The sequence below is a fragment of the Pseudarthrobacter sp. NS4 genome (genome assembly GCF_024758005.1).
GTDB lineage: Bacteria > Actinomycetota > Actinomycetes > Actinomycetales > Micrococcaceae > Arthrobacter.
Map to the genome: position 1 here is coordinate 2727035 of NZ_CP103288.1, position 24853 is coordinate 2751887.

General features: G+C 64.0%; 24 protein-coding genes, 1 other RNA gene and 1 riboswitch. Of the genes, 15 read left to right on the forward strand and 10 right to left on the reverse strand.

What is annotated here, in order from left to right:
- Window positions 1-124: 124 nt before the first annotated feature.
- Both NXY83_RS12865 and NXY83_RS12870 read right to left on the reverse strand, forming a co-directional pair.
- Window positions 125-1195, reverse strand: a complete 1071-nt coding sequence (locus NXY83_RS12865) for a hemolysin family protein (protein WP_258802604.1) — start codon at window positions 1193-1195, stop codon at window positions 125-127.
- The gene (locus NXY83_RS12870) at window positions 1192-2529 is read right to left on the reverse strand and encodes a hemolysin family protein (RefSeq protein WP_258802605.1); all 1338 of its coding nucleotides are present in this window, start codon (window positions 2527-2529) and stop codon (window positions 1192-1194) included. The genes NXY83_RS12865 and NXY83_RS12870 overlap by 4 nt, the downstream gene beginning before the upstream one ends.
- Window positions 2530-3061: 532 nt before the next feature.
- On the opposite strand from NXY83_RS12870, the gene NXY83_RS12875 reads away from it, so the two are divergent.
- From NXY83_RS12875 to NXY83_RS21090, 5 genes are all read left to right on the forward strand, one after another.
- Complete coding sequence (locus NXY83_RS12875) at window positions 3062-6871, forward strand: multifunctional oxoglutarate decarboxylase/oxoglutarate dehydrogenase thiamine pyrophosphate-binding subunit/dihydrolipoyllysine-residue succinyltransferase subunit (RefSeq protein WP_258802606.1); 3810 nt, start codon at window positions 3062-3064, stop codon at window positions 6869-6871.
- A gap of 145 nt (window positions 6872-7016) precedes the next feature.
- Window positions 7017-7616 (forward strand): GDSL-type esterase/lipase family protein, encoded by a 600-nt coding sequence (locus NXY83_RS12880; protein WP_258802607.1) that lies wholly within the window; start codon window positions 7017-7019, stop codon window positions 7614-7616.
- An 82-nt stretch (window positions 7617-7698) separates the two neighbouring features.
- Complete coding sequence (locus NXY83_RS12885) at window positions 7699-8526, forward strand: DUF4097 domain-containing protein (RefSeq protein WP_258802608.1); 828 nt, start codon at window positions 7699-7701, stop codon at window positions 8524-8526.
- Window positions 8526-9137: a PadR family transcriptional regulator gene (locus tag NXY83_RS12890; RefSeq protein WP_258802609.1), complete on the forward strand. Its 612-nt coding sequence runs from the start codon at window positions 8526-8528 to the stop codon at window positions 9135-9137. Before NXY83_RS12885 ends, NXY83_RS12890 begins: the two co-directional genes overlap by 1 nt.
- A 123-nt stretch (window positions 9138-9260) precedes the next feature.
- Window positions 9261-9335, forward strand: a complete 75-nt coding sequence (locus NXY83_RS21090; protein ID WP_369299106.1) for a 50S ribosomal protein bL37 — start codon at window positions 9261-9263, stop codon at window positions 9333-9335.
- A 132-nt stretch (window positions 9336-9467) separates the two neighbouring features.
- Here the strand turns inward: NXY83_RS21090 and rsrA are convergent, their stop codons facing one another.
- Together rsrA and NXY83_RS12900 are read right to left on the reverse strand one after the other, a co-directional pair.
- Window positions 9468-9728: a mycothiol system anti-sigma-R factor gene (gene rsrA / locus NXY83_RS12895; protein WP_258802610.1), complete on the reverse strand. Its 261-nt coding sequence runs from the start codon at window positions 9726-9728 to the stop codon at window positions 9468-9470.
- Window positions 9725-10489, reverse strand: coding sequence for a sigma-70 family RNA polymerase sigma factor (locus NXY83_RS12900; RefSeq protein WP_258802611.1), 765 nt, complete (start codon window positions 10487-10489; stop codon window positions 9725-9727). Before NXY83_RS12900 ends, rsrA begins: the two co-directional genes overlap by 4 nt.
- Before the next feature lie 279 nt (window positions 10490-10768).
- Here NXY83_RS12900 and NXY83_RS12905 point away from each other — a divergent pair, with 279 nt between their 5' ends.
- From NXY83_RS12905 to NXY83_RS12950, 10 genes are all read left to right on the forward strand, one after another.
- A complete protein-coding gene (locus NXY83_RS12905) occupies window positions 10769-11317 on the forward strand; it encodes a DoxX family protein (protein WP_258802612.1) in 549 nt (182 codons plus the stop codon).
- Between the two features lie 6 nt (window positions 11318-11323).
- A complete protein-coding gene (gene aroA, locus NXY83_RS12910) occupies window positions 11324-12724 on the forward strand; it encodes a 3-phosphoshikimate 1-carboxyvinyltransferase (protein WP_258802613.1) in 1401 nt (466 codons plus the stop codon).
- On the forward strand, window positions 12708-13823 hold the full coding sequence (gene rsgA, locus NXY83_RS12915; RefSeq protein ID WP_258802614.1) for a ribosome small subunit-dependent GTPase A: 1116 nt from the start codon (window positions 12708-12710) through the stop codon (window positions 13821-13823). The genes aroA and rsgA overlap by 17 nt, the downstream gene beginning before the upstream one ends.
- A 48-nt stretch (window positions 13824-13871) precedes the next feature.
- Window positions 13872-14684 (forward strand): histidinol-phosphatase, encoded by an 813-nt coding sequence (gene hisN / locus NXY83_RS12920; RefSeq protein ID WP_258802615.1) that lies wholly within the window; start codon window positions 13872-13874, stop codon window positions 14682-14684.
- Window positions 14685-14845: 161 nt separating this feature from the next.
- Window positions 14846-14959: riboswitch (SAM riboswitch) on the forward strand.
- Between the two features lie 38 nt (window positions 14960-14997).
- Window positions 14998-16422, forward strand: coding sequence for an aminotransferase class V-fold PLP-dependent enzyme (locus NXY83_RS12925; protein WP_258802616.1), 1425 nt, complete (start codon window positions 14998-15000; stop codon window positions 16420-16422).
- Window positions 16423-16536: 114 nt separating this feature from the next.
- Entirely contained in the window at window positions 16537-17295 is a 759-nt protein-coding gene (locus NXY83_RS12930) for a class I SAM-dependent methyltransferase (protein WP_258802617.1), read from the forward strand.
- Between the two features lie 46 nt (window positions 17296-17341).
- Window positions 17342-18055: a metal-dependent transcriptional regulator gene (locus NXY83_RS12935; protein ID WP_258802618.1), complete on the forward strand. Its 714-nt coding sequence runs from the start codon at window positions 17342-17344 to the stop codon at window positions 18053-18055.
- Between the two features lie 41 nt (window positions 18056-18096).
- Window positions 18097-18549 (forward strand): fluoride efflux transporter FluC, encoded by a 453-nt coding sequence (locus NXY83_RS12940; protein ID WP_258802619.1) that lies wholly within the window; start codon window positions 18097-18099, stop codon window positions 18547-18549.
- Window positions 18546-18947 (forward strand): fluoride efflux transporter FluC, encoded by a 402-nt coding sequence (locus NXY83_RS12945; RefSeq protein WP_258802620.1) that lies wholly within the window; start codon window positions 18546-18548, stop codon window positions 18945-18947. Before NXY83_RS12940 ends, NXY83_RS12945 begins: the two co-directional genes overlap by 4 nt.
- Window positions 18948-18998: 51 nt before the next feature.
- A complete protein-coding gene (locus NXY83_RS12950; RefSeq protein ID WP_258802621.1) occupies window positions 18999-19376 on the forward strand; it encodes a hypothetical protein in 378 nt (125 codons plus the stop codon).
- Between the two features lie 18 nt (window positions 19377-19394).
- Here the strand turns inward: NXY83_RS12950 and NXY83_RS12955 are convergent, their stop codons facing one another.
- From NXY83_RS12955 to ftsE, 6 genes are all read right to left on the reverse strand, one after another.
- Window positions 19395-20378 carry a S1C family serine protease gene (locus tag NXY83_RS12955; RefSeq protein ID WP_258802622.1) on the reverse strand — a complete coding sequence of 328 codons (984 nt, stop codon included), beginning with the start codon at window positions 20376-20378 and terminating at the stop codon, window positions 19395-19397.
- Between the two features lie 219 nt (window positions 20379-20597).
- Window positions 20598-20966: a transfer-messenger RNA gene (gene ssrA, locus NXY83_RS12960) on the reverse strand.
- Between the two features lie 73 nt (window positions 20967-21039).
- Window positions 21040-21513: an SsrA-binding protein SmpB gene (smpB, locus tag NXY83_RS12965; protein WP_050054575.1), complete on the reverse strand. Its 474-nt coding sequence runs from the start codon at window positions 21511-21513 to the stop codon at window positions 21040-21042.
- Between the two features lie 83 nt (window positions 21514-21596).
- Window positions 21597-23042: a peptidoglycan DD-metalloendopeptidase family protein gene (locus tag NXY83_RS12970; RefSeq protein WP_258802623.1), complete on the reverse strand. Its 1446-nt coding sequence runs from the start codon at window positions 23040-23042 to the stop codon at window positions 21597-21599.
- Window positions 23043-23069: 27 nt separating this feature from the next.
- The gene (gene ftsX, locus NXY83_RS12975) at window positions 23070-23984 is read right to left on the reverse strand and encodes a permease-like cell division protein FtsX (RefSeq protein WP_258802624.1); all 915 of its coding nucleotides are present in this window, start codon (window positions 23982-23984) and stop codon (window positions 23070-23072) included.
- Window positions 23981-24760 (reverse strand): cell division ATP-binding protein FtsE, encoded by a 780-nt coding sequence (gene ftsE / locus NXY83_RS12980; RefSeq protein ID WP_258802625.1) that lies wholly within the window; start codon window positions 24758-24760, stop codon window positions 23981-23983. The genes ftsX and ftsE overlap by 4 nt, the downstream gene beginning before the upstream one ends.
- Window positions 24761-24853 lie beyond the last annotated feature (93 nt).

The following is a 24853-nucleotide window of genomic DNA, read 5'->3' on the forward strand; positions in this document are numbered from 1 at the left end:
AAGAACCTCGGTTCATGGGGAGGGGAAATGACCCCTTGAGTTTATACCTAAATAGGAATGATTCCTATTTAGGTATAAACACATCTGCGCCCTTCCCGTTTCGACCCGGGAAGGGCGCCGGATCCTAACCGCCGTTCGGCTGTCCCAGGCGTCGGATCCCGGTGGCCTGGGTAGCATCCCGGATTTCGCCCACAAGCTGCTCAATAACGTCTTCAAGGAACAGGACGCCCTGGGTTTTGCCGTCCGGACCGATCACCCGGGCAAGGTGTGAGCCGGTCCGCTGCATGACGGACATCGCCTTTTCAATCTCGTCGTTCAACGAAAGATTGGCCAGTGACCTGATCCGGCTTTCCGCGATGGGAAGCCCGTAAGCCTGCTCCGGGATGGACAGGACATCCTTCACATGGAGGTAGCCGTAGAGCATGTCCTCGTCGTCAAGCATCGGGAACCGGGAGAAGCCGGTACGGCTGACAGCCTTCTCAAACTCCACAGGGGTGGTTGCAGCCTTCAGCATGACGAGGTTCTCAAGCGGCACCATGATGTCCTCGGCCGTATGTTCCGAGAATTCAAGGGCACCGTTAATCAGTCCCGCGTCGTCGTCCACCAGTCCGTGGCGGGTGGACTCCTGGACGATGGACTGCACTTCCTCCAGGGTGAACGAGGAGTTCACCTCGTCCTTGGGTTCGATCCGCAATAGCTTGAGGATATGGTTTGCCGACCAGTTCAGGACTGAAATCACGGGGTGGACCAGCCGGGCAATGAATACCAGCGGCGGAGCCAGTAACAGTGCTGCCTTGTCCGCAACCGACACCGAGATATTCTTCGGCACCATCTCGCCGAAGGTCACGTGCAGGAACGTGACCAGCATTAGCGCCACGGCGAAGGCTGCCACATCGGCAACCTCCATCGGCAGGCCCACCATCTCCAACGGGTAGGCCAGCAGGTGGTGGATAGCGGGCTCCGCCACCAGCAGGATCAGCAGGGAGCAAACAGTAATGCCCAGCTGGGCACATGCCAGCATCAGCGAGACATTTTCCATCGCTTTCAGCGTGGTCTGCGCCCGTTTGGAGCCACTTTCCGCCAGGGGCTCAATCTGGCTTCGCCTGGCGGACATCACGGCGAATTCCGCTGCCACGAAAAAGGCGTTGCCGAGCAGGAGGACACCCAGCCACAGGATTCCTGCCCAGTCGCTCATCGTTCAATCCTGTCGTTTGTTTCCGCGGCTTCAGCCTCGGGGCGTACGGGACGGAAACAAATCCGGTCAATCCGCCGGCCATCCATCCTGGTGACGCTCAACGTGCCGCCGCCTACCGGAACCGTATCTCCCACAGCCGCGATCCGGCCGAGCTTGCTCATGACGTAGCCGCCCACTGTTTCGTAGGCTGCTTCGTCCGGGACCGTGAGAGCCGGAATCTGCTCGGACAGTTCGTCGGGACGCAGCAGTCCCGGGAAGTACCAGTCGCCGGATGCGCTTTGCAACAGCCCCGGGCGGACCTTGTCATGCTCGTCCGCCACCTCGCCCACAATTTCCTCCACCAGGTCCTCCAGCGTGGCGATGCCGGCAGTTCCGCCGTATTCATCCAGGACGACGGCGAGCTGCAGGTTTCCCTCGCGGAGTTCAGCCAGCAGGGCGTCCAGGTGGATGGTCTCGGGCACCCGGAGCACCTCGGTCATAATGGCGCCGGCCTCCAGGTTTTGGCGGCGTTCCCATGGAACAGCTACAGCTTTTTTAACGTGGACCAGGCCACGGATATCGTCCGCGGAGTCGCCGATAACCGGGAACCGGGAGTAACCGGTCCGCCGGGCGGCGTCCACGATGTCCGAAACGGGCTGGTCGGCGTCGATCGTTTCAACCCGGATCCGCGGCGTCATAACATCTGCTGCCGTTCTGGTGGAAAAGTTCAACGTGCGGGCGATGAAGTTGGCAGTGCCGGCGTCGAGCGTTCCCATCGCTGCCGAACGGCGGACCAGCGAAGCGAGCTCCGCCGGGGTGCGTGCCCCGGAAATTTCCTCCTTGGCCTCGAGCCCAAAAACATTGAGGACCTTGTTGGAGAAGCCATTGAGCAACACGATGGCCGGCCTAAAGACGGCTGTGAATATCAGCTGCGGCCGGGCCAGGGCCTTGCCCACCGGGAAGGACAGGGCTATCGCCATGTTCTTTGGAACCAGTTCACCCAGGAGCATCGAGAGCAGGGTGGCAATCACCATGGCCAGGACCAGCGAGATGGAGGCCGCCACCACCTCCGGAAGGCCGACGGCGGCCAGCGGGACTTGGAGGAGACGCCCCACCGAGGGTTCCATGACGTAGCCCGTCAGCAGTGTGGTGAGGGTAATGCCCAGCTGGCAGCTGGAAAGCTGCGTTGACAAGGATTTAAGGCAGGCGAGCAGGGGAACGGCGCCTGTGTCGCCGGCGTCGACCGCCCGCTGGACCGTTGGCTGGTCAAGGGCGATGAGGGAGAACTCGACGGCAACAAAGAAGCCTGTACCGGCGATGAGCAGCAAACCCGCTGCGAGGAGAAGCCACTCCATTCAGCATCCCGCCTGGACAGCATTGGGCTGCATAGCGCTGCCCATGCGTGCGGGTGGAGTGCGGAAGCTGGGATATTTGCCCGGCGGAGGATGGTCGGCAGAAACCGACGCTCTTTCCTTGCGGGCCGCTGGCGGGTGATGGGCGCGTGTTCGGGGTTTGCCGGCTCTGCGGGTGGACTGTGCGGCGCTGTTGTTCGTGCTCCGCTGACAGCCCCCAGGCCGGCACCTAGATTTACTGTCCATAAGAATTTCAGTCTACAGGAGCAGGTGCCGGCGCCCCGGCCGCTTTCGCCCGTGGTGGAGCACCCAATTGGCTTACCCAAAAACCCCGCTTTTAGACGCTTCCTTCCGCCATATTTGGCCGATTCCGCGTCACTTCATGATTTGGGTCACCCTTATTGGCAGTTAACACAACATGCTCACTAGACTTGCAAACGTCTGGGTTCAGAGGACGCAGAGACTGGTTCGAACGTAGTGCTGAAGCACCGTGGGGCCGGAGGGAAATCAAACTCATGGAAGAGGCGTATTTCAAGTGCCAGAGCAGCCAAGCCACCGTCTACCAGAGGAATTTGGCGGAAACGAGTGGCTCGTTGACGAACTGTACGAGCAGTACCAGCAGGACAAGAACGCCGTGGATGCCAAGTGGTGGCCGCTGTTTGAATCGTTCGACTCCGGCAGCAGTTCTTCTTCCAATGGAAATTCGGGGCAATCCGTGGCCCACCCTCCCACCCGGGAACTGCCGGTTGTGAACTCGGCTCCAGCAGCTCCGGCACCGTCTCCGGCCCCCGCTCCTGCCGCTCCCCCGGCGGCGCCGCCGGCCGCTCCGGCACCCGCGCCTGCACCGGCGAAGAAGGCTCCTGCCACCGTTGCCCGCGACGGCGGCAAGAAGACCGAGGCAGCCTCCGGATCACAGCCGATCCCGGCCCAGCTGCCCAAGAACGTGAAGGCCCCTACCGCTCCTGAAGAAGACGTCGTCTCCGTCCTCCGCGGACCGGCCAAGGCGATCGCCACGAACATGATCACCAGCCTTGAGGTGCCCACGGCCACCAGCGTCAGGGCCATTCCCGCCAAGCTGCTGATCGACAACCGCGTGGTCATCAACTCCAACCTGGCCCGCGCCCGCGGCGGCAAGGTCTCTTTCACCCACCTCATCGGTTACGCCGTGATCCGTGCGTTGTCCCAGTTCCCTTCCATGAACGTGTACTACGACGAAGTGGACGGCAAGCCCGTGGCTGTCCAGCCGGCCCACGTCAACTTCGGCATCGCCATCGACATGCCGAAGCCTGACGGCACCCGACTGCTGATGGTTCCCAACATCAAGAAGGCCGAAACCCTCAACTTTGCCGAGTTCTGGCACACCTACGAGGACCTCATCAAGCGTGCCCGCAGCGGCAAGCTCACCGCTGAGGACCACCAGGGCACCACTGTTTCACTGACCAACCCGGGCGGCATCGGCACCGTCCACTCGGTTCCCCGCCTCTCCAAGGGCCAGGCCGCCATCATTGGCGTGGGTGCACTTGACTACCCTGCGGAATTCCAGGGCGCCAGCGAGAAGATCATCGCCCACAACGCCATCAGCAAGGTCCTCACGCTCACCTCGACGTACGACCACCGCGTCATCCAGGGCGCCGGCAGCGGCGAGTTCCTCAAACTGGTGCACCAACTCCTGCTCGGTGCGCAGAACTTCTACGATGAGATCTTCGAAGCCCTCCGGATCCCTTACGAGCCGGTCCGCTGGAGCGCGGACAAGCAAGTGGACCCGGCCGACGAGATCAACAAGGTTGCGCGGATCCAGCAGCTCATCCACTCCTACCGCGTCCGCGGACACCTTATGGCGGACACCGATCCCCTCGAGTATGTCCAGCGGAAGCACCCTGACCTGGATGTCCTGACCTATGGCCTGACACTGTGGGACCTGGACCGCGAATGGCCCACCGGCGGGTTCGGCGGCAAACCGACGCTCAAGTTCCGCGACATCCTGGGTGTCCTGCGTGACGCCTACTGCCGCACCACCGGCATCGAATACATGCACATCCAGGAGCCAGCCGAGCGGAAGTGGTTCCAGGACCAGCTGGAGCACCCGTACTCCAAGCCCAGCCGCGAAGAGCAGCTCCGGATCGTCTCCAAGCTGAACGCAGCAGAAGCCTTCGAAACATTCCTGCAGACCAAGTTCGTGGGCCAGAAGCGCTTCTCCCTCGAAGGTGGCGAGTCGCTGATTCCGCTGCTTGACGCAATCATGTCGGATGCCGCCGACGACGGCCTCGACGAGGTTGCCATCGGCATGGCCCACCGCGGCCGCCTTAACGTGCTCACCAACATCGCCGGCAAGACCTACGCACAGGTGTTCCGCGAGTTCGAGGGCACCCAGGACCCCCGTTCGGTCCAGGGATCCGGCGACGTCAAGTACCACCTGGGTACCGAGGGCACATTCACATCGGACAACGGCAAGGAAACCAAGGTCTACCTCGCCGCCAACCCGTCCCACCTGGAAGCCGTGGACCCCGTGCTCGAGGGCATCGTCCGCGCCAAGCAGGACCGCCTGGACCAGGGCGAGTCATTCCCCGTCCTGCCCATCGTGGTCCACGGTGACGCCGCTTTCGCCGGCCAGGGCGTGGTTGCTGAAACCCTCAACCTGTCCCAGCTGCGCGGCTACCGCACCGGTGGAACCATCCACGTCGTGGTCAACAACCAGGTTGGCTTCACCACCGCCCCGTCGTCCTCGCGTTCCTCCACGTACTCCACGGACGTCGCCAAGATGATCCAGGCACCGGTATTCCACGTGAACGGTGACGATCCCGAAGCTGTGGTCCGCATCGGCCAGCTCGCCTACGAGTTCCGCCAGCGGTTCCACAAGGACGTTGTCATCGACATGGTCTGCTACCGCCGCCGGGGCCACAACGAGGGCGATGACCCCTCGATGACCCAGCCGCTGATGTACAACCTGATCGAGGCCAAGCGCTCCGTCCGCAAGCTCTACACCGAGTCACTGATCGGCCGTGGGGACATCACCGAGGAAGAAGCGGAGCAGCTGCTCCGCGACTACCAGGAACGGCTGGAACGCGTGTTCGCGGAGACCCACGCAGCGCAGACCTCACCGATCCCGATTGTCACAGCAGATTCCGCGGCAGTGTCCGACATCGAACGGCCTATTTCCCAGCAGTCCGAATCCGGCATCAACGCCCCGGCCTCCACGGCCATCTCGGCAGAGACGCTGGCCCGGATCGGCAAGGCACATGTGGAAGTCCCCGAGGGCTTCACCGTCCATGCAAAGCTGAAGCAGCTGCTTGAGAAGCGCGAGCAGATGTCCCGTGAAGGCGGCATCGACTGGGGCTTTGGCGAGATCGTTGCCTTTGGCTCCCTCATCATGGAAGGCGTTCCAGTGCGCCTCGCAGGCCAAGACTCCCGCCGCGGAACGTTCGTGCAGCGTCACGCCGTATTCCACGACCGGGCCAACGGCCAGGAATGGCTGCCGCTGGGCAACCTTTCCGATGACCAGGCCAAGCTGTGGATCTACGACTCCCTGCTGTCCGAATACGCGGCCATGGGCTTCGAATACGGCTACTCGGTAGAGCGCCCGGATGCACTGGTCCTTTGGGAGGCCCAGTTCGGTGACTTCGTCAACGGCGCCCAGACCATCATTGACGAGTTCATCTCCTCGGCTGAGCAGAAGTGGGGCCAGCGTTCCTCACTGGTGCTGATGCTTCCGCACGGCTACGAAGGTCAGGGCCCGGACCACTCCTCGGCGAGGATCGAGCGCTTCCTGCAGCTGTGTGCCGAAGAAAACATGATCGTTGCCAACCCCACCACGGCGGCGTCGCACTTCCATCTCCTCCGCCGCCAGGCCTACAGCCGTCCGCGGAAGCCGCTGATCATCTTCACGCCCAAGCAGCTCCTCCGGCTGAAGGCCGCTGCCTCATCCGTCGAGGAATTCACCAACGGCACATTCCGCACCGTCATCGGCGATCATGAGCAGCTGGCGGCAGATGCCGTCGAGCGCGTCCTGCTGGTGTCCGGCCGCCTGTACTACGATCTTCTGTCCACCCGGCAGAAGACCGGTGACAAGACGACCGCCATCGTCCGCGTGGAGCAGCTGTATCCGCTGCCGCATGCCGAGATCGCAGCCGAGCTTGCCAAGTACCCGAACGCGGAGGTCGTCTGGGCCCAGGACGAGCCTGCAAACCAGGGACCGTGGCCGTTCATCGGCCTGAACCTGCCCGACGCCCTGGACCGCCGGGTCCGCCTGGTGTCGCGGTCCGCGTCGGCTTCGACGGCTGCCGGTTCCATGAAGCGGCACGCCGCGGAGCAGGATGTTCTGCTGAAGCAGGCATTTGCGCGGAAGTAGCAGTAAGGCTGCCCGGCCGGACGTCCAAATACCAGACTCCGGCCGGGCAGTTCTGTTTAATGGATGGACAGCGTCGCCCCGTCTCCCCGCATCCGCGGCTGCAACGGTGGCAGCGGCCAGTCAGGACCGAAGTAAAGAGGATCGTGTGGAAGACAGGAAGCTGCGTATAGCAGCTGTAGGAGATGAACTGCTGGCCGGACTGGGAGATCCCCGGGCGCTGGGCTGGCTGGGCCGTGTCCTGGCCCGCACTCCCCAGGACAGCATGCTTTTGGAAAGTTATGCCCTCCCCTGTCCACAGGAAGGGACAGAGGGCCTGGCCGCACGGTGGCTCGAAGAGGCGGGGCGGCGGTTCAGCAACCAGGCCGAGAACCGCCTGGTGATCGGGCTTTCGGGCCGGGATATCGAATTCGGCCTTTCCACCGCGCGTAGCCGGCTCAATCTGGCAAACATCCTGGACTCGGCTTCACAGAACCGGATAGAGGTGTTCGTCGTGGGGCCGCCGCCCACACTGGATCCTGCCCAGAACCGCCGGCTGGATGAACTGAACACCGCCTTTGCCGATGTCACCACCCGCCGCAAGCACCTGTACGTTGATACTTTTTCGCCGCTCCTCAACCACGAACAGTGGCGCCAGGACCTCGCCGCAAACAGTGGGACTCCGGGGCAGGCGGGGTACGGGCTCATGGCCTGGCTGGTCCTACACCGCGGCTGGTTCCAGTGGCTGAAGATGGACGCACCGGCATAGGCCATTCGCGATATATCTTGACCTGCCCTGCCAGCGGCGGTACGTTGAAAAGGACGCACGATATATCGCCTCTGGAGGAACCATGTCTGAGCAGAACTGGACCGTCACCAGCCCCGAAACCATCGACGTCGACGGCGTGACATCCCTGAAGCTGGGCATGGTCCGCGGGAGGTTCGATGTGGTGACCCACCAGGAACCGGTTGCCCGCATTGAGATCTCCGATATCCACGGCGATCCGGTGACGGTGTCGCTTAATGGCGGCCGGCTGGAGGTCCGCCACCAGCTCCACGGACCGCAGGGCTGGTTCAAGAACCTCATGGGAGCCGTGAACCACAACAGCGAAAATTCAGCCGTCATCAGCATCGCTGTTCCCGAGAACGTGGACGTGGAAGCCGGAATCGTCAGCGGCGACGGCCTGGTCTCCGGGGTCACCGGCCACACCCGGCTCAACACCGTCTCCGGATCTGTCATGGCGAACGGCACTGGGGGAGAACTGCACGTCAACACCGTCAGCGGCGACGTTGCCGCCCGCAACCACACCGGCGTCCTTACCGCCAAGAGTGTTTCCGGAGAGGTAACCGCCTCCGGCCGCTTCACCAATGTCCGGGCCAACACCGTCAGCGGAAACCTCAGCTTCGACCTGCACGACTTCACCCACGACTTTGGCTCCAACTCCGTCTCAGGCAACCTCACCGTCCGGCTGCCGCACAACGTCGGGGTGGATATCGTGGCCAAGTCTGCCAGCGGCGCAGTGGTGATTGACGATCAGCACTACGCCCAGGTGGGCGGGAAGGTGGAGACCATCGCGGGGCCCGACGGGCAGCTCATGCTGGTCCGGACCAACTCCGTCTCCGGCAAAACGTCAATCTTCCACAGCCAGATGACCGGAAATGCAGAAGCAGGGCACTGATGCCGCCGGTCTTCGCGCACGGCGCGCTGCGCCTTTACCTCCTGGCGCTGCTTGAGTCGGGCCCCAAACACGGCTACGAACTCATCAAGGCACTCAAGGAGCGCTTCGGAGGTACCTACTCCCCCAGCGCCGGAACCATCTATCCCCGCCTCGGGAAGCTCGAAGAGGAAGGGCTGGTGGCCACAGAATCAGCCGGTCGCCGCACCAATTACCACATCACCGCCGCGGGGCTTGCCGAGCTGAACCGCCGGCGCGACGAGCTTGCAGGTGTGGAGAATGACATTTCCGCCTCCGTGCGCCGGCTGGCTGACGGCCTGCGTGAGGACATCCGCAGCAACATGCGCGGGCTCCGGGCAGACCTGGCCGCCACTGCGGAAGCTGCCCGCGCCACCGCCAAGGCGGCGGACTTCCGGGTTCCCGGCGGCCGGCCAGCGGCAGGCCAGCGGTCCCTCAAGGACGCTGAAATGATGCTCCAGGAGTTCCGCGATGACCTCCGCGCCGAACTGCGTCTCAGCGCCCGCAGCCAGCCGATTGGTCCCGTCACGCTGGAAACCATGAGGACAGTTCTTGAGCAGGCGCGCATCGCCGTCCGGAACTCCCTGCAGCCGTAGGCTCAAGGGCTGTGGTGGGAACCGAGGCGCAGGTCATCGCCCGGTTCCCGGTTCGCGGGCGGTCTGATGATGTGGGAGACTTGAGGGCAGCTCTTTTGAGTACCAACAGTAAGGAGGCCAGCTATGAGCAAGCGTGCACGCAAGCGTCGTGACCGTAAGCGTGGCGGCGCGAACCACGGGAAGCGCCCCAACACCTAGGCAAATGCCAGGGACTACGGTTCACATAAAGGACCCCGGAAACCATTCGGTTTCCGGGGTCCTTTAGTGTTCAGAGGCTGCACTGTTCAGCCGCAGCTGTGCCGGCTGGAAGCGGGCACAGCTTTGGAGGACCTAGGCATCCACCGGCCGGATGGAATGAATCCGGTCCAGGATGGCGTTCTTCAGGTTCTCCGGCGCAGCTTCAGTGCAGGAGCGCTTGACCATGTTGCGGATGACGCACTCGAGGTCGTATTGCTCAGTACATTCCGGGCAGTCATCAAGATGGTTCTTGATTTCCGTAATGTCCTCGCGGGTCAACGCTCCATCGAGGTACTCATAGATGCGTTGCATCCGGGTGTCATCGCAATCGCCCAATCCCTGGCAGTCGCTCATTTCCTGTTCTCCTGTTGTGTGCTTGCAGCCTTGTCCTGTGATTCTGCGGCCGTTTTGAATCCGCGCTCGGCGGCGTATTCCGCGAGCATGTCCCGCAACATTTTCCGGCCGCGGTGGAGCCGGGACATCACCGTACCGATGGGCGTGTTCATGATGTCTGAAATTTCCTTGTACGCGAACCCCTCGACATCAGCGAAGTACACCGCGAGGCGGAATTCCTCCGGGATGTCCTGAAGTGCACGCTTGACGTCGGAGTCCGGAAGGTGGTCCAGCGCCTCTGCCTCGGCGGAACGGAGTCCGCTCGAGGTGTGTGATTCGGCCCGCGCCAACTGCCAGTCCTCGATGGTGTCCGAGTTGGACTGGAGCGGTTCGCGCTGCCGCTTGCGGTAAAGATTGATGTAGGTGTTCGTCAAAATGCGGTACAGCCAGGCTTTAAGGTTTGTACCGGGCTTGTACTGGTGGAACGCAGAGAAAGCCTTGGTGTAGGCCTCCTGGACGAGGTCCTCCGCGTCAGACGGGTTCCGGGCCATCCGCATTGCGGCGGAGTACAGCTGATCAACGTACTGCATTGCATCGCGCTCGAACCGGAGGCGGCGCTGTTCCACGGTTTCCGTTGCAACGTCCACCACGTTTTCTGTGGTCTGTGCTCCGGGGTGCGGGGCGTCAGCCAATTCGGACGGGGACGCCGCGTCCGCGGTGCCCTTCACTTCGCTGTTCGAAGCCTCATACATGGCCGACACGGCCGGATCCAGGGTGCTCATTGCCTTCAAGTCTACTGTCAGGCTGCGTGCACGCGCCGAGCCATACTCCGGGGGTTCGGCCTCCAGTGAGCCGATAGCCACCGGGCCCGCTGTTTCGATTCCGTCCAACACCCGCCTCAAGGCCCAGCTCCGCTCTTGGTTTCACTCTTTGTCAGGCAACCCGGCCATTCCGGACCCGTTTTCCATAACCCTTGGCCTTGGGCAAATATTCCCCAAAAGTGCAAGACTAGGACGGACTCCGCCGCTTACGACGCGGTTCGTCCATACAGGAGGAAATCCATGTCCTTTGTCCGCACGCTCGCACGGCCCATGCTGGCCTCCAGTTTTGTTCTCGCCGGAGTGGATAAGCTCAAGAACGCCGACGATACCGCCCAGCAGCTCTCCCCCCTGCTTCGCAAGGCCGCTGCGTCCCTGCCGTTCAAGGCCGACGAGAAGATGCTGGCCCGCGTGATCGGCGGGACACAGGTGGGCGCAGGTGTCCTCTTCGGGCTGGGGAAATTCTCCCGGCTCTCTGCCACCCTGCTGACGGTCATTTCGTTGCTCAACACCTTCGTGGAATGGCGCAGCGCAGACATCAGCAGCAAGGAAGGCCGCCAGACCCGCCGCAACCAGCTGCTCAAGAACCTGTCCCTGAGCGGAGGCGCCCTGCTCGCCTCCGTGGACACCGCAGGCAAGCCGGGACTGGCCTGGCGCGCCGAGCACCTCGCCGCTGATGCCCGGAAGGGCGCGTCGCACCTCGCCGCGGACGCCAGGAAGACCACGAACAAGAAGCTTCACAAGGCGGACAAAGCCGTGCGCCGCGCGGTTGAACAGGCCACGGGGGCATAGGCAGGAATGACCGCTGCAGCCGCCACCCGGGACACCTCCGGAACTCCTGTCCCCCATTGGCCCGCACCTTTCGCTTCGCGGCCCGTTGATGCCACCGTCACGGTTCCCGGTTCAAAATCCCTGACCAACAGGTATCTTGTCCTCGCCGCGCTGGCAGACGGCCCGTCCCGCCTGCGTGCACCGCTGCACTCCCGCGATTCGGCGCTGATGATCGAAGCCCTCCGCCAGCTCGGGGCCGGCATTACCGAGGTACCCGGCGACGGAGCGTTCGGGCCGGACCTCGAGGTGGTTCCGCTGGGACAGGGCGCGGCGGCGCCGCCCACCAGGATCGACTGCGGGCTGGCCGGCACGGTGATGCGGTTCGTCCCTCCGCTCGCGGCGCTGCGCAACGGGACCAGCGTGTTCGACGGCGACCCGCATGCCCGCAAGCGCCCGATGGGAACCATCATCGAGGCGCTCAAGGCTCTGGGGGTTAACGTTGCGGCAGAAGACGGCGGGACGGCGTCGTCGCTCCCGTTCGTGGTGGAAGGCACCGGAGAAGTCCTCGGCGGCCACTTGGTGATTGATGCCAGCGCGTCCTCCCAGTTCGTTTCCGCGCTCCTCCTGGTGGGGGCACGCTTCACCGAGGGCCTGCACCTGGAACATGTAGGTAAGCCGGTGCCGAGCCTGGACCACATCAACATGACCGTCGCGGTCCTCCGCGGCGCGGGGGTGTCCGTAGATGACTCAGTCCCCAACCACTGGGTTGTTTCGCCGGGCCCCATCCGCGCCTTTGACCAGCGGATTGAACAGGACCTTTCCAATGCAGGCCCGTTCCTCGCAGCAGCATTGGCATCAGGGGGAACAGTCCGGATTCCCGGTTGGCCGGAGCAGACGCAACAGGTGGGTGACCTCTGGCGCAGTATCCTGGCCGAGATGGGCGCCGAGGTGACACTGCAGGACGGTGTGCTGACGGTTACGGGCGGTCCGGAGATCAAGGGCGCGGACTTCGCTGACACAAGTGAGCTGGCTCCAACCGTGGCGGCCCTGTGTGCCTTGGCAACCGGGCCATCCCGGCTCAGCGGCATTGCCCATCTGCGTGGACATGAGACGGACCGGCTGGCCGCCCTCGTAACGGAAATCAACCGCCTTGGCGGGGATGCTGAGGAGACCAGCGACGGCCTCGTCATCCGCCCGGCCCGGCTGCACGCCGGCGTCGTGCACAGCTACGCCGACCACCGCATGGCCACCGCAGGAGCTATTCTCGGCCTGGCTGTCGACGGGGTCCAGGTGGAGGACATTGCCACCACTGCCAAGACCATGCCCGACTTTCCCCAGCTGTGGGCGGACATGCTCGCCCAGGGCGCCGCATCCGAGGAGGAGGCCGACGGCGGGGCGGAAGGTTCCAGCGGTGGCGCGGCGCACTGACTCCTGGGACGAGTCGGACGTCCGGATCCGGCCGAGCAAGAAGGGATCCCGGCCCCGCACGAAGGACCGGCCCAGCCACGATGACGCAGTAACCGGACGCATCATCACCGTTGACCGGGGCCGCTATACCGCTGTGGTGGGCGAGGACTCGGGCAATGAACGCACAGTTATTGCCGCCAGGGCCCGTGAGCTGCGGCGCAACCCCGTGGTGGCCGGCGATTTCGTTTCACTCGTGGGGGACGTTTCCGGTGACCCCGATACCCTGGCCCGGCTGGTGAAGATCCAGGACCGGAAGACCCTCCTGCGGCGAAGCGCCGATGACACCGATCCTGTGGAGCGGGCCGTGGTGGCTAACGCGGACCAGCTGGTCATTGTGGTAGCGGCCGCCAACCCGGAGCCCCGCACCGGGTTCATCGACCGGGCACTGGTGGCAGCGTATGACGCCGGCATCGAGCCGATCCTGCTGGTCACCAAAGCGGACGTCAAGGATCCCGCGGAGCTCCTGTCGAACTACACGCATCTGGACTTCCCGGTGATTATCAGCCGGACCGCGGACGTCAAGGCCTCCGGCATCGACGCCCGTTCCGACGACGGACTGTCCGCCCGGCTGGACAGCACAGCGGTAGCTGAGCTCCGGGGTTACCTGGACGGGAAGGTCACTGTGATGCTGGGGCACTCAGGCGTCGGGAAGTCCACCATGGTCAACGCACTCACCGGGGCGGAACGCGCCACCGGCGGAGTGAATGCGGTGACCGGGCGTGGCCGCCACACGTCGTCGTCAGCCCTGGCGCTGCGTCTGGCGGACGCCCCGCCCGGCAGTTGGATCATCGATACGCCGGGCATCCGTTCCTTCGGCCTGGCGCACGTGGATCCCGACAGGATTCTGAGGTCGTTCCCGGACCTTTCCCCGGGAACTGACGATTGTGAACGCGGCTGCAAGCACACCGCCTCGGCTGTGCACTGCGGGCTCGATGCATGGGTGGCCGGCGGGCATGCAGGCCCCACCGGTGAAGCCCGGCTGGCATCCCTGCGCCGGCTCCTGGGAACGGATCCCCGGATGGAAGCACAGGAGACCAAGGAGCTCGGCAGCGTCAACTGACAAAGCCGATCTCCCAGCAGAAGCGCCTGCAGACGGTAGTTTGGAACCATGATCCAACCCGCTTCGAGCTACAACGATGACCTGCGCCTGGCCCATGTCCTGGCCGACTCCGTGGATGACCAGACCATGAGCCGCTTCAAGGCCCTGGACCTCCATGTGGAGACCAAGCCTGACCTGACGCCGGTCACCGATGCGGACAAAGCCGCCGAAGAAGCCATCCGCGGCCAGCTCTCCCGTTCCCGGCCACGCGATGCGGTTCTCGGCGAGGAGTTCGGCAGCACAGGCCACGGCTCGCGCCGGTGGATCATCGATCCCATTGACGGGACCAAGAATTTTGTGCGCGGCGTCCCCGTCTGGGCCACCCTCATAGCCCTAGTTGATGAGGGCGAGCCAGTGGTCGGCGTCGTGAGCGCTCCCGCCCTGGGCAAGCGCTGGTGGGCGGCCAAGGGCATGGGCGCCTACATGGGCCGTTCCCTTGCCGCGGCTACCCGGCTCCGGGTGTCCGACGTCTCCAGCCTGTCCGACGCCTCCCTGTCCTATTCCAGCCTGGGCGGGTGGAAGGAACGCGGGAACCTGGACGAGTTCCTTGGTCTTACCGAGGACGTGTGGCGGACCCGTGCTTTCGGTGACTTCTGGTCCTACTGCATGGTGGCTGAAGGCTCGGTGGACATTGCCTGCGAACCCGAACTCAATCTGTACGACATGGCCGCACTGGTGCCGATTGTGGTGGAGGCGGGCGGCCGCTTCACATCCCTTGAGGGCGAGGACGGCCCGTTCGGCGGCAACGCACTGGCCACCAACTCCATCCTGCACTCGGAGGTGCTGCAGCGGTTGAACCCGTACCTGGACGACCTGCTGTAACCATTTGAAAGACCGAAGAATCGACGGCGGACCCTCCGAAAGGAGGCGTCCGCCGTCGTTTTCTTCGGCCGACTGGCCGGTTTCCCGCCGTGGCGTAACAAAACCCTTAACAATTGCCCCGGCTTCAAACCTGGCCACCGCATGTTCTACGCTCTTAACCAGGTCACGAGTGCCAGCGCAAAACCCCGGTTTGCTGGCCGGCAACCCTCCTTTCGCGGCGGGGTGCCCCGGGTGACGACCAGGCCGGTCCGGAGTGGATGCGGCAAGCGCGGATTCCCTGTATGCCGGAGTCCTGTCCTGAAGTGAGGTCTCTGTGACAACTGCCACCGTCTCCCCCAACGCCGCCATTCCCGCCGCAACGTCTGCCGCTTTTGACGAGCGCCAGGCAGTCGCCGGCCGTCCCCTTGCCGCCGTCACCGGAGCGGAAATCCAGGCGCCCCTGATCAGCGGCGGCCACGTCCGGTACGCGAACCTCGACTACGGCGCATCGGCCCCTGCGCTGTCAGTGGTGTCCGCCTACCTCAATGAGGTCCTGCCGTACTACGCCAGTGTCCACCGCGGCGCCGGCTACGCATCGCAAATCAGCACATCCGTCTATGAGAATGCCCGCAGCATTGTCCGGGACTTCGTGGGCGGCCGCCCTGACGACTCCGTCATCTTCACCCGGAACACCACGGATTCCCTCAACCTGCTGGCCGGCTGCCTCCCCGCCACCGACGGACGCCCGGCCGGCGACGTCCTGTACCTGGACATCGAGCACCATGCCAACCTGCTGCCTTGGCAGGGCGTTCCCCACCGCAGCATCATTGCCGCCGACACCATTGCCGGAACCATCGAGTCAGTGCGCGCCGAACTGGAGCAGGGCGGCGTAAGCCTGCTGGCCATCACCGGCGCCTCCAACGTCACCGGCGAGATCCTTCCGGTCCGGGCACTTGCCACGCTCGCACACCAACACGGCGCACGGATCGTGGTGGATGCAGCCCAGCTTGCCCCGCACCGCCGCGTGGACATCAGCGCAGACGACGTCGACTACATCGCCTTCTCAGGACACAAGCTCTACGCGCCGTTCGGCGCAGGCGTCCTGGTGGGCCGCCCGGACTGGCTCGACGCCGGTACCCCCCACCTTGCCGGCGGCGGCGCCGTCAAGGAAGCGAGGCTCGACGGCGTCAGCTGGGCCACCGGCCCGGCCCGCCATGAGGGCGGGTCCCCCAATGTACTGGGTGCCGCAACCCTTGCGCGCGCCACCCAGGTGATCGCGGGGTTGGACCAGGGCCGCTGGCATGCACACGAGTCCGCCATCCGTTCCTTCCTGGTGGAGGGCCTGCAGGAGATCGACGGTGTAACGGTCCACCAGATCTTCAAGGACACCAATGCGGACACCGACACCATCGGCGTGGTCAACTTTTCCGTCGAGGGCTACGACGCCGGGCTGGTTGCGGCGTACCTGTCGGCCGAGCATGGCATCGGCCTGCGGGACGGGCGCTTCTGCGCCCATCCACTGCTGAAGCGGCTGGGCCTGCCATCCGGTTCCCTTCGCGCCAGTTTCGGTGTCGGTTCCAGGCTCGAGGACGCAGAGCGGCTCCTTGCGGGCATCAGGAATCTGCGCCGCGACGGCCTGGGGTGGGACTACGTGGTGGACGCCGGCCGTTGGGTTCCCGCGAACGACACGCGCACCTACCCGCACTGGGCTCCGAACACGCCGGGAACCGCGGGTGCTGCCCCCTGCCTTGACGGCTGATCCTCCCCGGCGCTCCCGTCGGAGCCCGCGCTCCGGTCAGAGTCGGCGCTCCAGTCAGGGGTGAATGCGGTAAATTCGAAAGATACCGCAGGCATAAACCGAAGGAGGCCGCGCGTGGTTCGGGGTGGCCCCAGGCTTGATCATGGGCGGCGCCAGGAGCTCGGCCAGAGCTTCCAGGACGGCGGCAGGCACTACCAGCGGGTCCGGCCCGGTTACCCTGCAGAATCTGCGCAGTGGCTCGTGCCTGCCGGGGCCCGCGATGCGCTCGATGTGGGCGCCGGAACCGGCAAATTCACCGAACTGCTGCTGGGCAGCGGGCTGGCTGTGACCGCCGTCGATCCATCCGCTGACATGCTTGACCAGCTGAAAACGCACTATCCGGACGCTACCGCTGTCCTCGGGACCGCCGAGATGACGGGCCTGCCGCCGGCGGCCTTCGACGTCGTCACCGTTGCCCAGGCTTGGCACTGGTGCGATGCCCTTGCCGCGAGCACCGAACTCGCCCGTGTGCTCCGGCCGCACGGAACGCTCGGGCTGGTCTGGAACCAGCTGGACACGTCCGTACCGTGGGTGCACAGGCTCTCCCGGATCATGCACGCCGGGGACGTGTACAAGCCGGACCACCGGCCAGTGGTTGGGCCGGAGTTCGGACAGCCCGAAGGCCACGTGACGCATTGGCAGGACGTAGTAAGCACCACCGACCTGATCGAACTCACCAAATCCCGCAGCTACTATTTGCGTGCCGGTGAAGCCACCCGGGCCAAAGTCCTCGCAAACCTCGACTGGTACCTGCATGAGCACCTTGGCCATGCCGGGGACGAGGAACTCGAACTGCCCTACCTGACGCTGTCCTGGCGGGCAGTCAAAATATGACCTGCCACGCCGTTGCGGCCCACGGGCACCCGCTAGGCTTGGTCCTGTGAAGACCAGCGCGCCCTCCTCCTCCATCGAGGACTACGTCAAGGTCATCTACTCATTCACGGAATGGCAGGACAAGCCCATCACGTCCTCCCAGCTGGCCCTGCGGCTGGGGGTGGCCAATTCCTCCGTGTCGGAGATGGTCCGCAAGCTGAAGGACCAGGGCCTTGTCGACCACAAGCCATACAGCGCCATCACCCTCACCGATGCCGGCCTGCGGTTGGCTCTTGCCATGGTCCGGCGCCACCGCCTGATCGAGACGTACCTGGTCCAGCAGCTGGGCTACAGCTGGGACGAGGTCCACGACGAAGCCGAGCTGCTGGAGCACGCTGTATCGGATACCTTCATTGAGCGGGTCGCGGCCAAGCTCGGCAACCCAAGCCGTGATCCGCACGGCGATCCGATCCCGACAGCTGACGGCAAGGTTCTTATGCCCCGCGCCCATGTCATGGGTGAACTGGATAAGGGCCACACGGGCAGGATCACCCGGATCAGCGATGACAACCCGGATTTGCTCCGCTACTTGTCCGCTGAGGAGATAGACCTCGACGCCGAGGTGGAGGTTGTTGGCCGCAGGCCGTTCGGTGGCGCGCTGGTGGTGCGGATCCGCAACTCGGGGCGGACCAGGGACTATGACCTTGCTGACGAAATCACCTCGGCTCTCTGGGTCCACAGCGATCATCCCCATCCCGGCTGCCTGCTGGGAGAGGGCTGAGTTGGGGCTGCCTTTCGGCCGGCGACCGCCTTGGTGACGGCATGCCTTGGATTAGCGGCGTGAAGCGGCCCGGAATGCCGGCGGGGCGGGCGTGGCTTGCGGTCGCCGTTGGTGGCCTGATCGGCAGTGAACTGCGATATGGCCTGGGACTCGCCTTTCCCGATCAGCCCGGATCAATTCCCTGGGCTATGCTCTGGATCAACGTCACCGGCAGCTTTGTCCTGGCCGCGCTGACCACGGCCTGGATGGACCGGCCACGGACATCCTTCTGGCTTCGGGCGGGACTTGGTCCCGGACTGCTGGGTTCCTTCACCACATTTTCCGCGGTCGTGTTCGCTGTGGACCAGCTGGCACGGGCCGGCGCGCATCCGGCCTGGATTGCCTATCTGGTGCTCTCGCTGCTCCTGGGATTATTGGCTGCCGGTCTGGGCTGGCGTCTGGGGAAGTTGCTCCCCCGGAATCCGGCAGGCGTGGCTGCGGGCGGCCGGCCGTGATCACTGCGGTCCTGGTGGGGGTTTTCGGCGTGTTGGGCGCGCTGCTGCGGTTTGGCATCGACAGCTGGTTCGCGCACCACAGCTCCACGCGCAGCATCCGACTGCCCGGCGGGCAGGAAAAGCTGCACTGGCCGTGGGCAACGCTGCTGGTGAACGTGGGAGGTTGCTTCATCATCGGGGTGTCATCAGGCCTCGCTGCGCAGCTGGGACTGGCCGATGAATGGCACACGGGGCTGGCTACAGGCCTGGCCGGGGGCCTGACGACTTTCAGTTCGTGGACCACCGCCACTGTGCGGCTGGTGAGTGAAGCACGGTTTGGTTCAGCGGCCCTTAACATTGCAGCGAACCTGTTCCTGGGCTTTGCCGCGGCCGCGGCGGGTATTGCAGTATCGTCCTAGCGTTGGGCGCAGGAGGAGCCGATTTGGCGGACTCCCGTATCGTGGATTCTGATGATCAGCAGACGTGACGCAGCAATAGCCCTGGATGTACCGATGGAAATGGCACGGCGCCATGGCCTTCCGAAGTGGATGACCGAGGCAGAACTGGGCGAAATCCTGGACAACCCGCCGGCCTGGCTGGTTCAGTCCCGTGCGAACCGGACGGGCAAGCGTCCGGTCTGGGTCCACTTGGAATGCGCCGTTTGCGGCTACGAGGAGGCGGCCCGCCCCAAGAAGTGGTGGCCGGACTTCACGTACGTGGTGTGCGGCCACCATGGACCCGCTGAGGTGCCGCCCGTGCAGCCCGGCTTCATCCGGAGCGAGTTCGACGGCGTCGGCACGCGTTTCGTCGGCATCGCGGACGTGGCAGCGACTGGCCCGGGGCAATAGCCGCTCCGCCCGGACGGCTCATGTACCGTTGCTGGTCATCTCCTCAGGGACCGCCACCAGATGGATTTCCGTGCCGTCCCGCAACACGGCGACGTCGAGTGGCTGTCCGACGGCATCGGCAAAAAGCAGTCGCTGCAGGCTTTCGGCATTGCTGACAGGCCGGCCGCCCGCTCTCAAGAGGATGTCCCCCGCTGACAGGCCTGCCTTGTCCGCCGGAGAATCCGGCAGCACCTCCACGATCCGGAGCCCGTCCCGCTGGCCGGTCCTGATCACAGCGCTTGGGCTGAGCCGCATCGGGGTGCTGATCAGGCCAAGGTAAGCCCGCCTGACCCGTCCGTCGGACAGCAGGGCGGAGATGATCCGGCGGGTGGTGGCGTTGATCGGAACCGCCAGTCCCAGTCCGGCACCTGCTACGGCCGTATTGATGCCAACGATCCGGCTGTGCGTATCAGCCAGCGCCCCGCCGGAATTGCCAGGGTTCAATGCAGCGTCAGTCTGGATCACGTCTTCGATGACCCTTCGGTTGCCGCCGGACCATACGGGAATGGCCCGGCCCAGGCCGCTCACCACGCCTGCTGTTACCGAGCCCGCGAGTCCCAGGGGATTTCCCACGGCCACAACCAGTTGTCCTACACGCAGGGATTCTGCTGCGCCGAATTCCGCAGGGGCAATCTTAGGACGCCTGCCGTGGACCACCGCAAGGTCGGACAAGGGATCGATACCCACGAGTTCCAGCTCCATCCGGCTGCCGTCGGCGAAGACTGCATGGCCGCTGCGCGTCCCGGCCACCACATGGGAATTTGTCAGGAGGTAGCCATCCTCCGTGAAGAGTACGGCGGAACCCGCACCCATCCGTACCCTTCCGTTGCGGCGCGGCGCTGTCATCTCGATGGCTGCCACGTGCGGTGTGACGGCGGCTGCCACGCGCATGACTGTCTGTGAATACGAATCCAGCGCCTCGGCGTCGTTCTCGGAAAAAGCCGGCTCCCGCGCCTCATCCATGGCGCACCTCCTGGTCGTGCCCGCCCGACCGCCCTTGCCGGGTGACCGGGTCCTATCGGAATCAACGATTCGGGGAGGGGCTGTAGTCCCATACCCGCTACGCCGTTGGTGAACGGCGCGTCGACCATCAAGGCAGGCATAGAAAAACACCCCGGTCCGAAGACCGGGGTGTTATCCGATGGGTGGACTCATCCCTGAGGATGTTTCAACTCATCACAAATGTGGAGATGGGGGGAATTGAACCCCCGTCCGATGTCGTGTTGTCAGGGCTTCTCCGGGCGCAGTTTGCGTCGGATTTTCTCGGCCCCAGCCATGCTGCAAACAGCTGGCTGATCCGGGCCCAGTCATCTAAGAGTCCCGTTCACCCCGATGACGGAGGTGAACAGCAGTGGCTATCTAAATGACGCCAGGATCCGGGGCGATAGCAACCTCGGGCTGACGGACTGTCTTACTGCTTAGGCAGCAAGAGCGAAGTCAGTGCGCTTAGATTCGGCACTTATTGGTTTGCAGAAAGCGTTTACGAGATAATTCTGCATCCTCGGCCCGCTTCACCTGTCGCGACTAACATCGTCGAAACCGATCATCCCCATATTCTTTTACCAAACCGGCGGGCAAGCCCACCGGACTACTTATACTAACGCATGTTCTGCGTCATTCATTCCTAGCGGCGGCGGTTTCGCTCACGCATTTCCCGCTGTGCCTCCCGGTTGTCCTGCTGTTCGCGGAGGGTCTGGCGTTTGTCGTACTCGCGCTTACCTCGGGCCACACCGATCTCCACCTTGGCGCGCCCATCCACAAAGTAAAGCTGAAGGGGAACGATGGTGTAGCCGGATTCCCGTACTTTGTGGGAGATCTTAATGAGCTCCTCGCGGTGCAGCAGCAGCTTCCGGCGGCGCCGGGCCGCGTGGTTGGTCCAGCTCCCCTGGTTGTACTCCGGGATATGGATGGCTTCCATCCACAGTTCGTCATTGTAGAAGGTGCAGAAGCCATCAACCATGGAGGCGTGGCCCTCCCGCAGGGACTTTACTTCGGTGCCCATGAGCGCGATGCCAGCCTCGTAGGTATCCAGCACGTGGTAATCATGCCGGGCCTTGCGGTTGGTGGCCACCACTTTACGGCCACTTTCTTTAGGCAACGGAAAGCTCCTCAGGTCAAGTCGGATGTCTTCCGGGCCAGCCGGCGCGGAGTGATACCAGTGTACGGCAGGGCAATCCGCCCCTACAGCAGGCCCATCGGGTCCACCGGACTGCCGTTGAGCCAGGTTTCGAAGTGGGCATGGCAGCCGGTGGAGTTGCCGGTGTTGCCGGAGTAGGCGATCAGCTGCCCCTGCGAGACCCGCTGGCCGTTCGAGACCACGATGCTGGCGTTGTGGTAATAGATCGTGTTCAGGGTGTTGCCCTGCATCAGGCCGTGCGAAATTTTGACTCGCCAGCCGCCGCCGTCCGCGGAGCTCCAGCCTGAGCTGAAGACCTCGCCTGCCGCGGCAGCGTAGACCGGCGTGCCGCAGGCCGCTCCAAAGTCGAGCCCGGTGTGCATGTAGCCGCCCTGGCCGTAGAAGTCGATGGTGCCCGGCGGTGTGGCCCGCCAGCCGAAGCCGGATGTGATGGGGACGCCGCCGCCAAAGGGGTTCCGGACCCCAAAGGCCGACGGCGATCCCGCCGGCGGCATGAACGACTGAACCGGCGGTGCCGGCGGGGGTGGCTGGTTTCTCGCTGCGGCTTCGGCTGCGGCGGCTGCCGCCGCCGCTGCTGCCGCGGCTTCCGCCTTCCTGCGCTGCTCGGCCTCCCAGGCCTCACGCAGCTTCCGGTCGCGCTCCTGGATTTCTGCCGCAACCGCATTCTGGCTGGCCTGGACCCCGGCCAGCTGTGACTGGATGCCGGGCTTGGCCGCCTGAAGTTCGGCGTCAAGGCGGGTGGTGTCGGCGATCAGCTGGTCGACCTGTTCCTTTTTGGCGGCTGCCTCGTCACGGGCGGCCTTTTCCCGCTCCAGGGCAGCATCCGCCTTGGCCTTGAGGTCCTTGATCTCGGCCTCCACTGCCTGGAGGCGGGCTTGCGAGTTCACGTTGGTGGCGCTCTGCTGCGACAACTTGTCCATGGCAGCGTTCTGGCTGCGCATGGCCTGGTCCGCCAGGTCCATGGTTTCCGTCAGGCTGGCGCCGTTGTTGGAGCCAAAGAAGAGGGACAGGTTTGACGGCACTCCGCCGGATTTGTAGGCCTGGGTGGCGATTTGGCCGATGAGTTTCTTGGTGTCGGCGATTTTTTGCTTGTCCGTTTCCAGCTGCTGCGTGATCTTGGCCTTGTTCTGCTGGGCCATGTCCACACGTGCAGACAGCGCTTCTACCTCTTTGACTGCGCCGGCCACACGGCCCTGTGCTTCAAGGAGTGCCTGCTGGGCGCCGGGTAGCTGGCCCTGGTAGATCACCAGGTCGCTGGCCGCTTTGGCGATGCGGGAATCAACGAATTCCAAGGACTGCTGAACACGTGCGGCTTCGGCCTCGAGCGCTGCCTGCTTGTCTTCCAGCTCGTCGGCGAAAGCCACCGGCGTGGACGAGGCGAGTCCGGCCGCAAGGACAACAGCAAGCACCCCACTGATGACACCTGACCGGCGCGCAGCAGTCCGACGCTCCTGGCGGTGGCGCGGGGAAGTCTGATCGGTAAAGTTCATGGGCATTCCTTGGTCGGTTTGCATAGCCTAAACGCGAAGGTATCTACGTAAGGTCAAGAGGGACGAAATTCCAGCCAAGGATGCGCCAAGGATTAGCAAAGCCGGCGCAAGGATCAGCGCCTGGCCTGAGGAGATAAAGGCGGTATCCGGGTACTGCTGGGCCATGTACTCGCCGAGGAAGAAGTGGGCAACTGCCCACAGCGTGGCGGAAGCCAGGGCAGCACCGATCACGGCAGCGATGACACCTTCCAGGATGAACGGCAGCTGGATGACAGTCTTCGAGGCACCCACCAGGCGCATGATGCCTGTTTCACGGCGGCGGCTGAAGGCTGAAAGCCTGATGGTGGTGGCGATCAGAAGGATGGCGCAGACAATCATGACACCTGCGATGCTCACCGCCACCAGGGAGGCGCCGTTCATGACAGAGAACAGGCGCTCGAGAAGCTGGCGCTGGTCAATGACCGTTTCCACGCCCGGCTGGGAGGAGAAGGTCTCGCTGATGATCTGGTATTTCTCGGGATCCTTCATGTTGATCCGGAATGAAGCCGGCAGCTGGTCCGGCGTCACAGAATCCACGATCGGTGAATTCGAGAACTGGTCCTTGAAGTGCTTGTACGCCTCGTCCTTGGACTCGAACTGGAAGTCGTTGATGTACTGTGCCACCGCCGGCGATTCCAGCAGTGCGTTCAGGCTCTCCTGCTGTTCGGGGGTGACCGGTCCTGCCGCGCAACCGGCCGCCGTCGAGCCTTCACTGCACAGGAAGATGGCCACCTGGACTTTGTCGTACCAGTAGCCCTTCATCTGGTTGATCTGCATCTGCAGCATTCCGGCGGCACCCACAAACGTGAGCGACACAAAGGTGACCAGAATGACCGAGACCACCATCGAAATGTTGCGGCGGAGTCCGCTGCCGATCTCGCCGAGGATGAACGCAAGCCTCATCGCTGCGCCTCGCCTTCGCCGGACAGGCCGGATTCAGGGGTTTCCCTGCCACTGGCGTCCTTGAGCCTGCGCGACTGTCCCACGACAGGAATCATGGAGGTGTACAGCGCTTTGGCTTCGTCACGGATGACCACCCCGTTCTTCAGTTCAACCACGCGTTTACGCATCTCGTTGACGATGTCGTCGTCGTGCGTGGCCATCACCACGGTGGTTCCGTTCTGGTTGATCTTGTCCAGCACGCCCATGATGCCCATGGAAGTGGTGGGGTCCAGGTTTCCTGTGGGCTCGTCGGCGAGAAGGATCCCCGGCCGATTGACTACCGCGCGGGCGATGGCCACGCGCTGCTGCTCACCGCCGGAGAGTTCGTGCGGCATGCGGTGCTCTTTGCCCTCCAGGCCCACCGTCTTGAGGACCTCAGGAACGGTGTCCCTGATGACGCTGCGGCTTTTGCCGATGACCTGCATCGCGAAGGCGACGTTGGCGAACACATTCTTTTGCGGAAGGAGCCGGAAGTCCTGGAATACGACGCCGATGCCGCGCCTCAGCCGGGGGACGCGCCAGCTGGAGATCTTGGCGACGTTCTGGCCGGCCACGTAGACAGCGCCTAATGTTGCGCGGTCTTCCTTGAGCACCAGGCGGAGGAAGGTGGATTTGCCGGAGCCGGACGCGCCGACAAGGAAGGCGAACTCGCCACGGTCGATCTCAAGGTTGACTGAGTCCAGCGCAGGCCGGGTTGTCTGGTCGTAGACCTTGGTGACATTTTCGAATCGGATCATGGCCCTAAGTACCCTGCAGGGCACGGCTGATTATCATGCAGCCCAGTTCTGCAGCCGGTGCACGGGTTTTCGTTTGGGGAAAGTAGGGCCCCG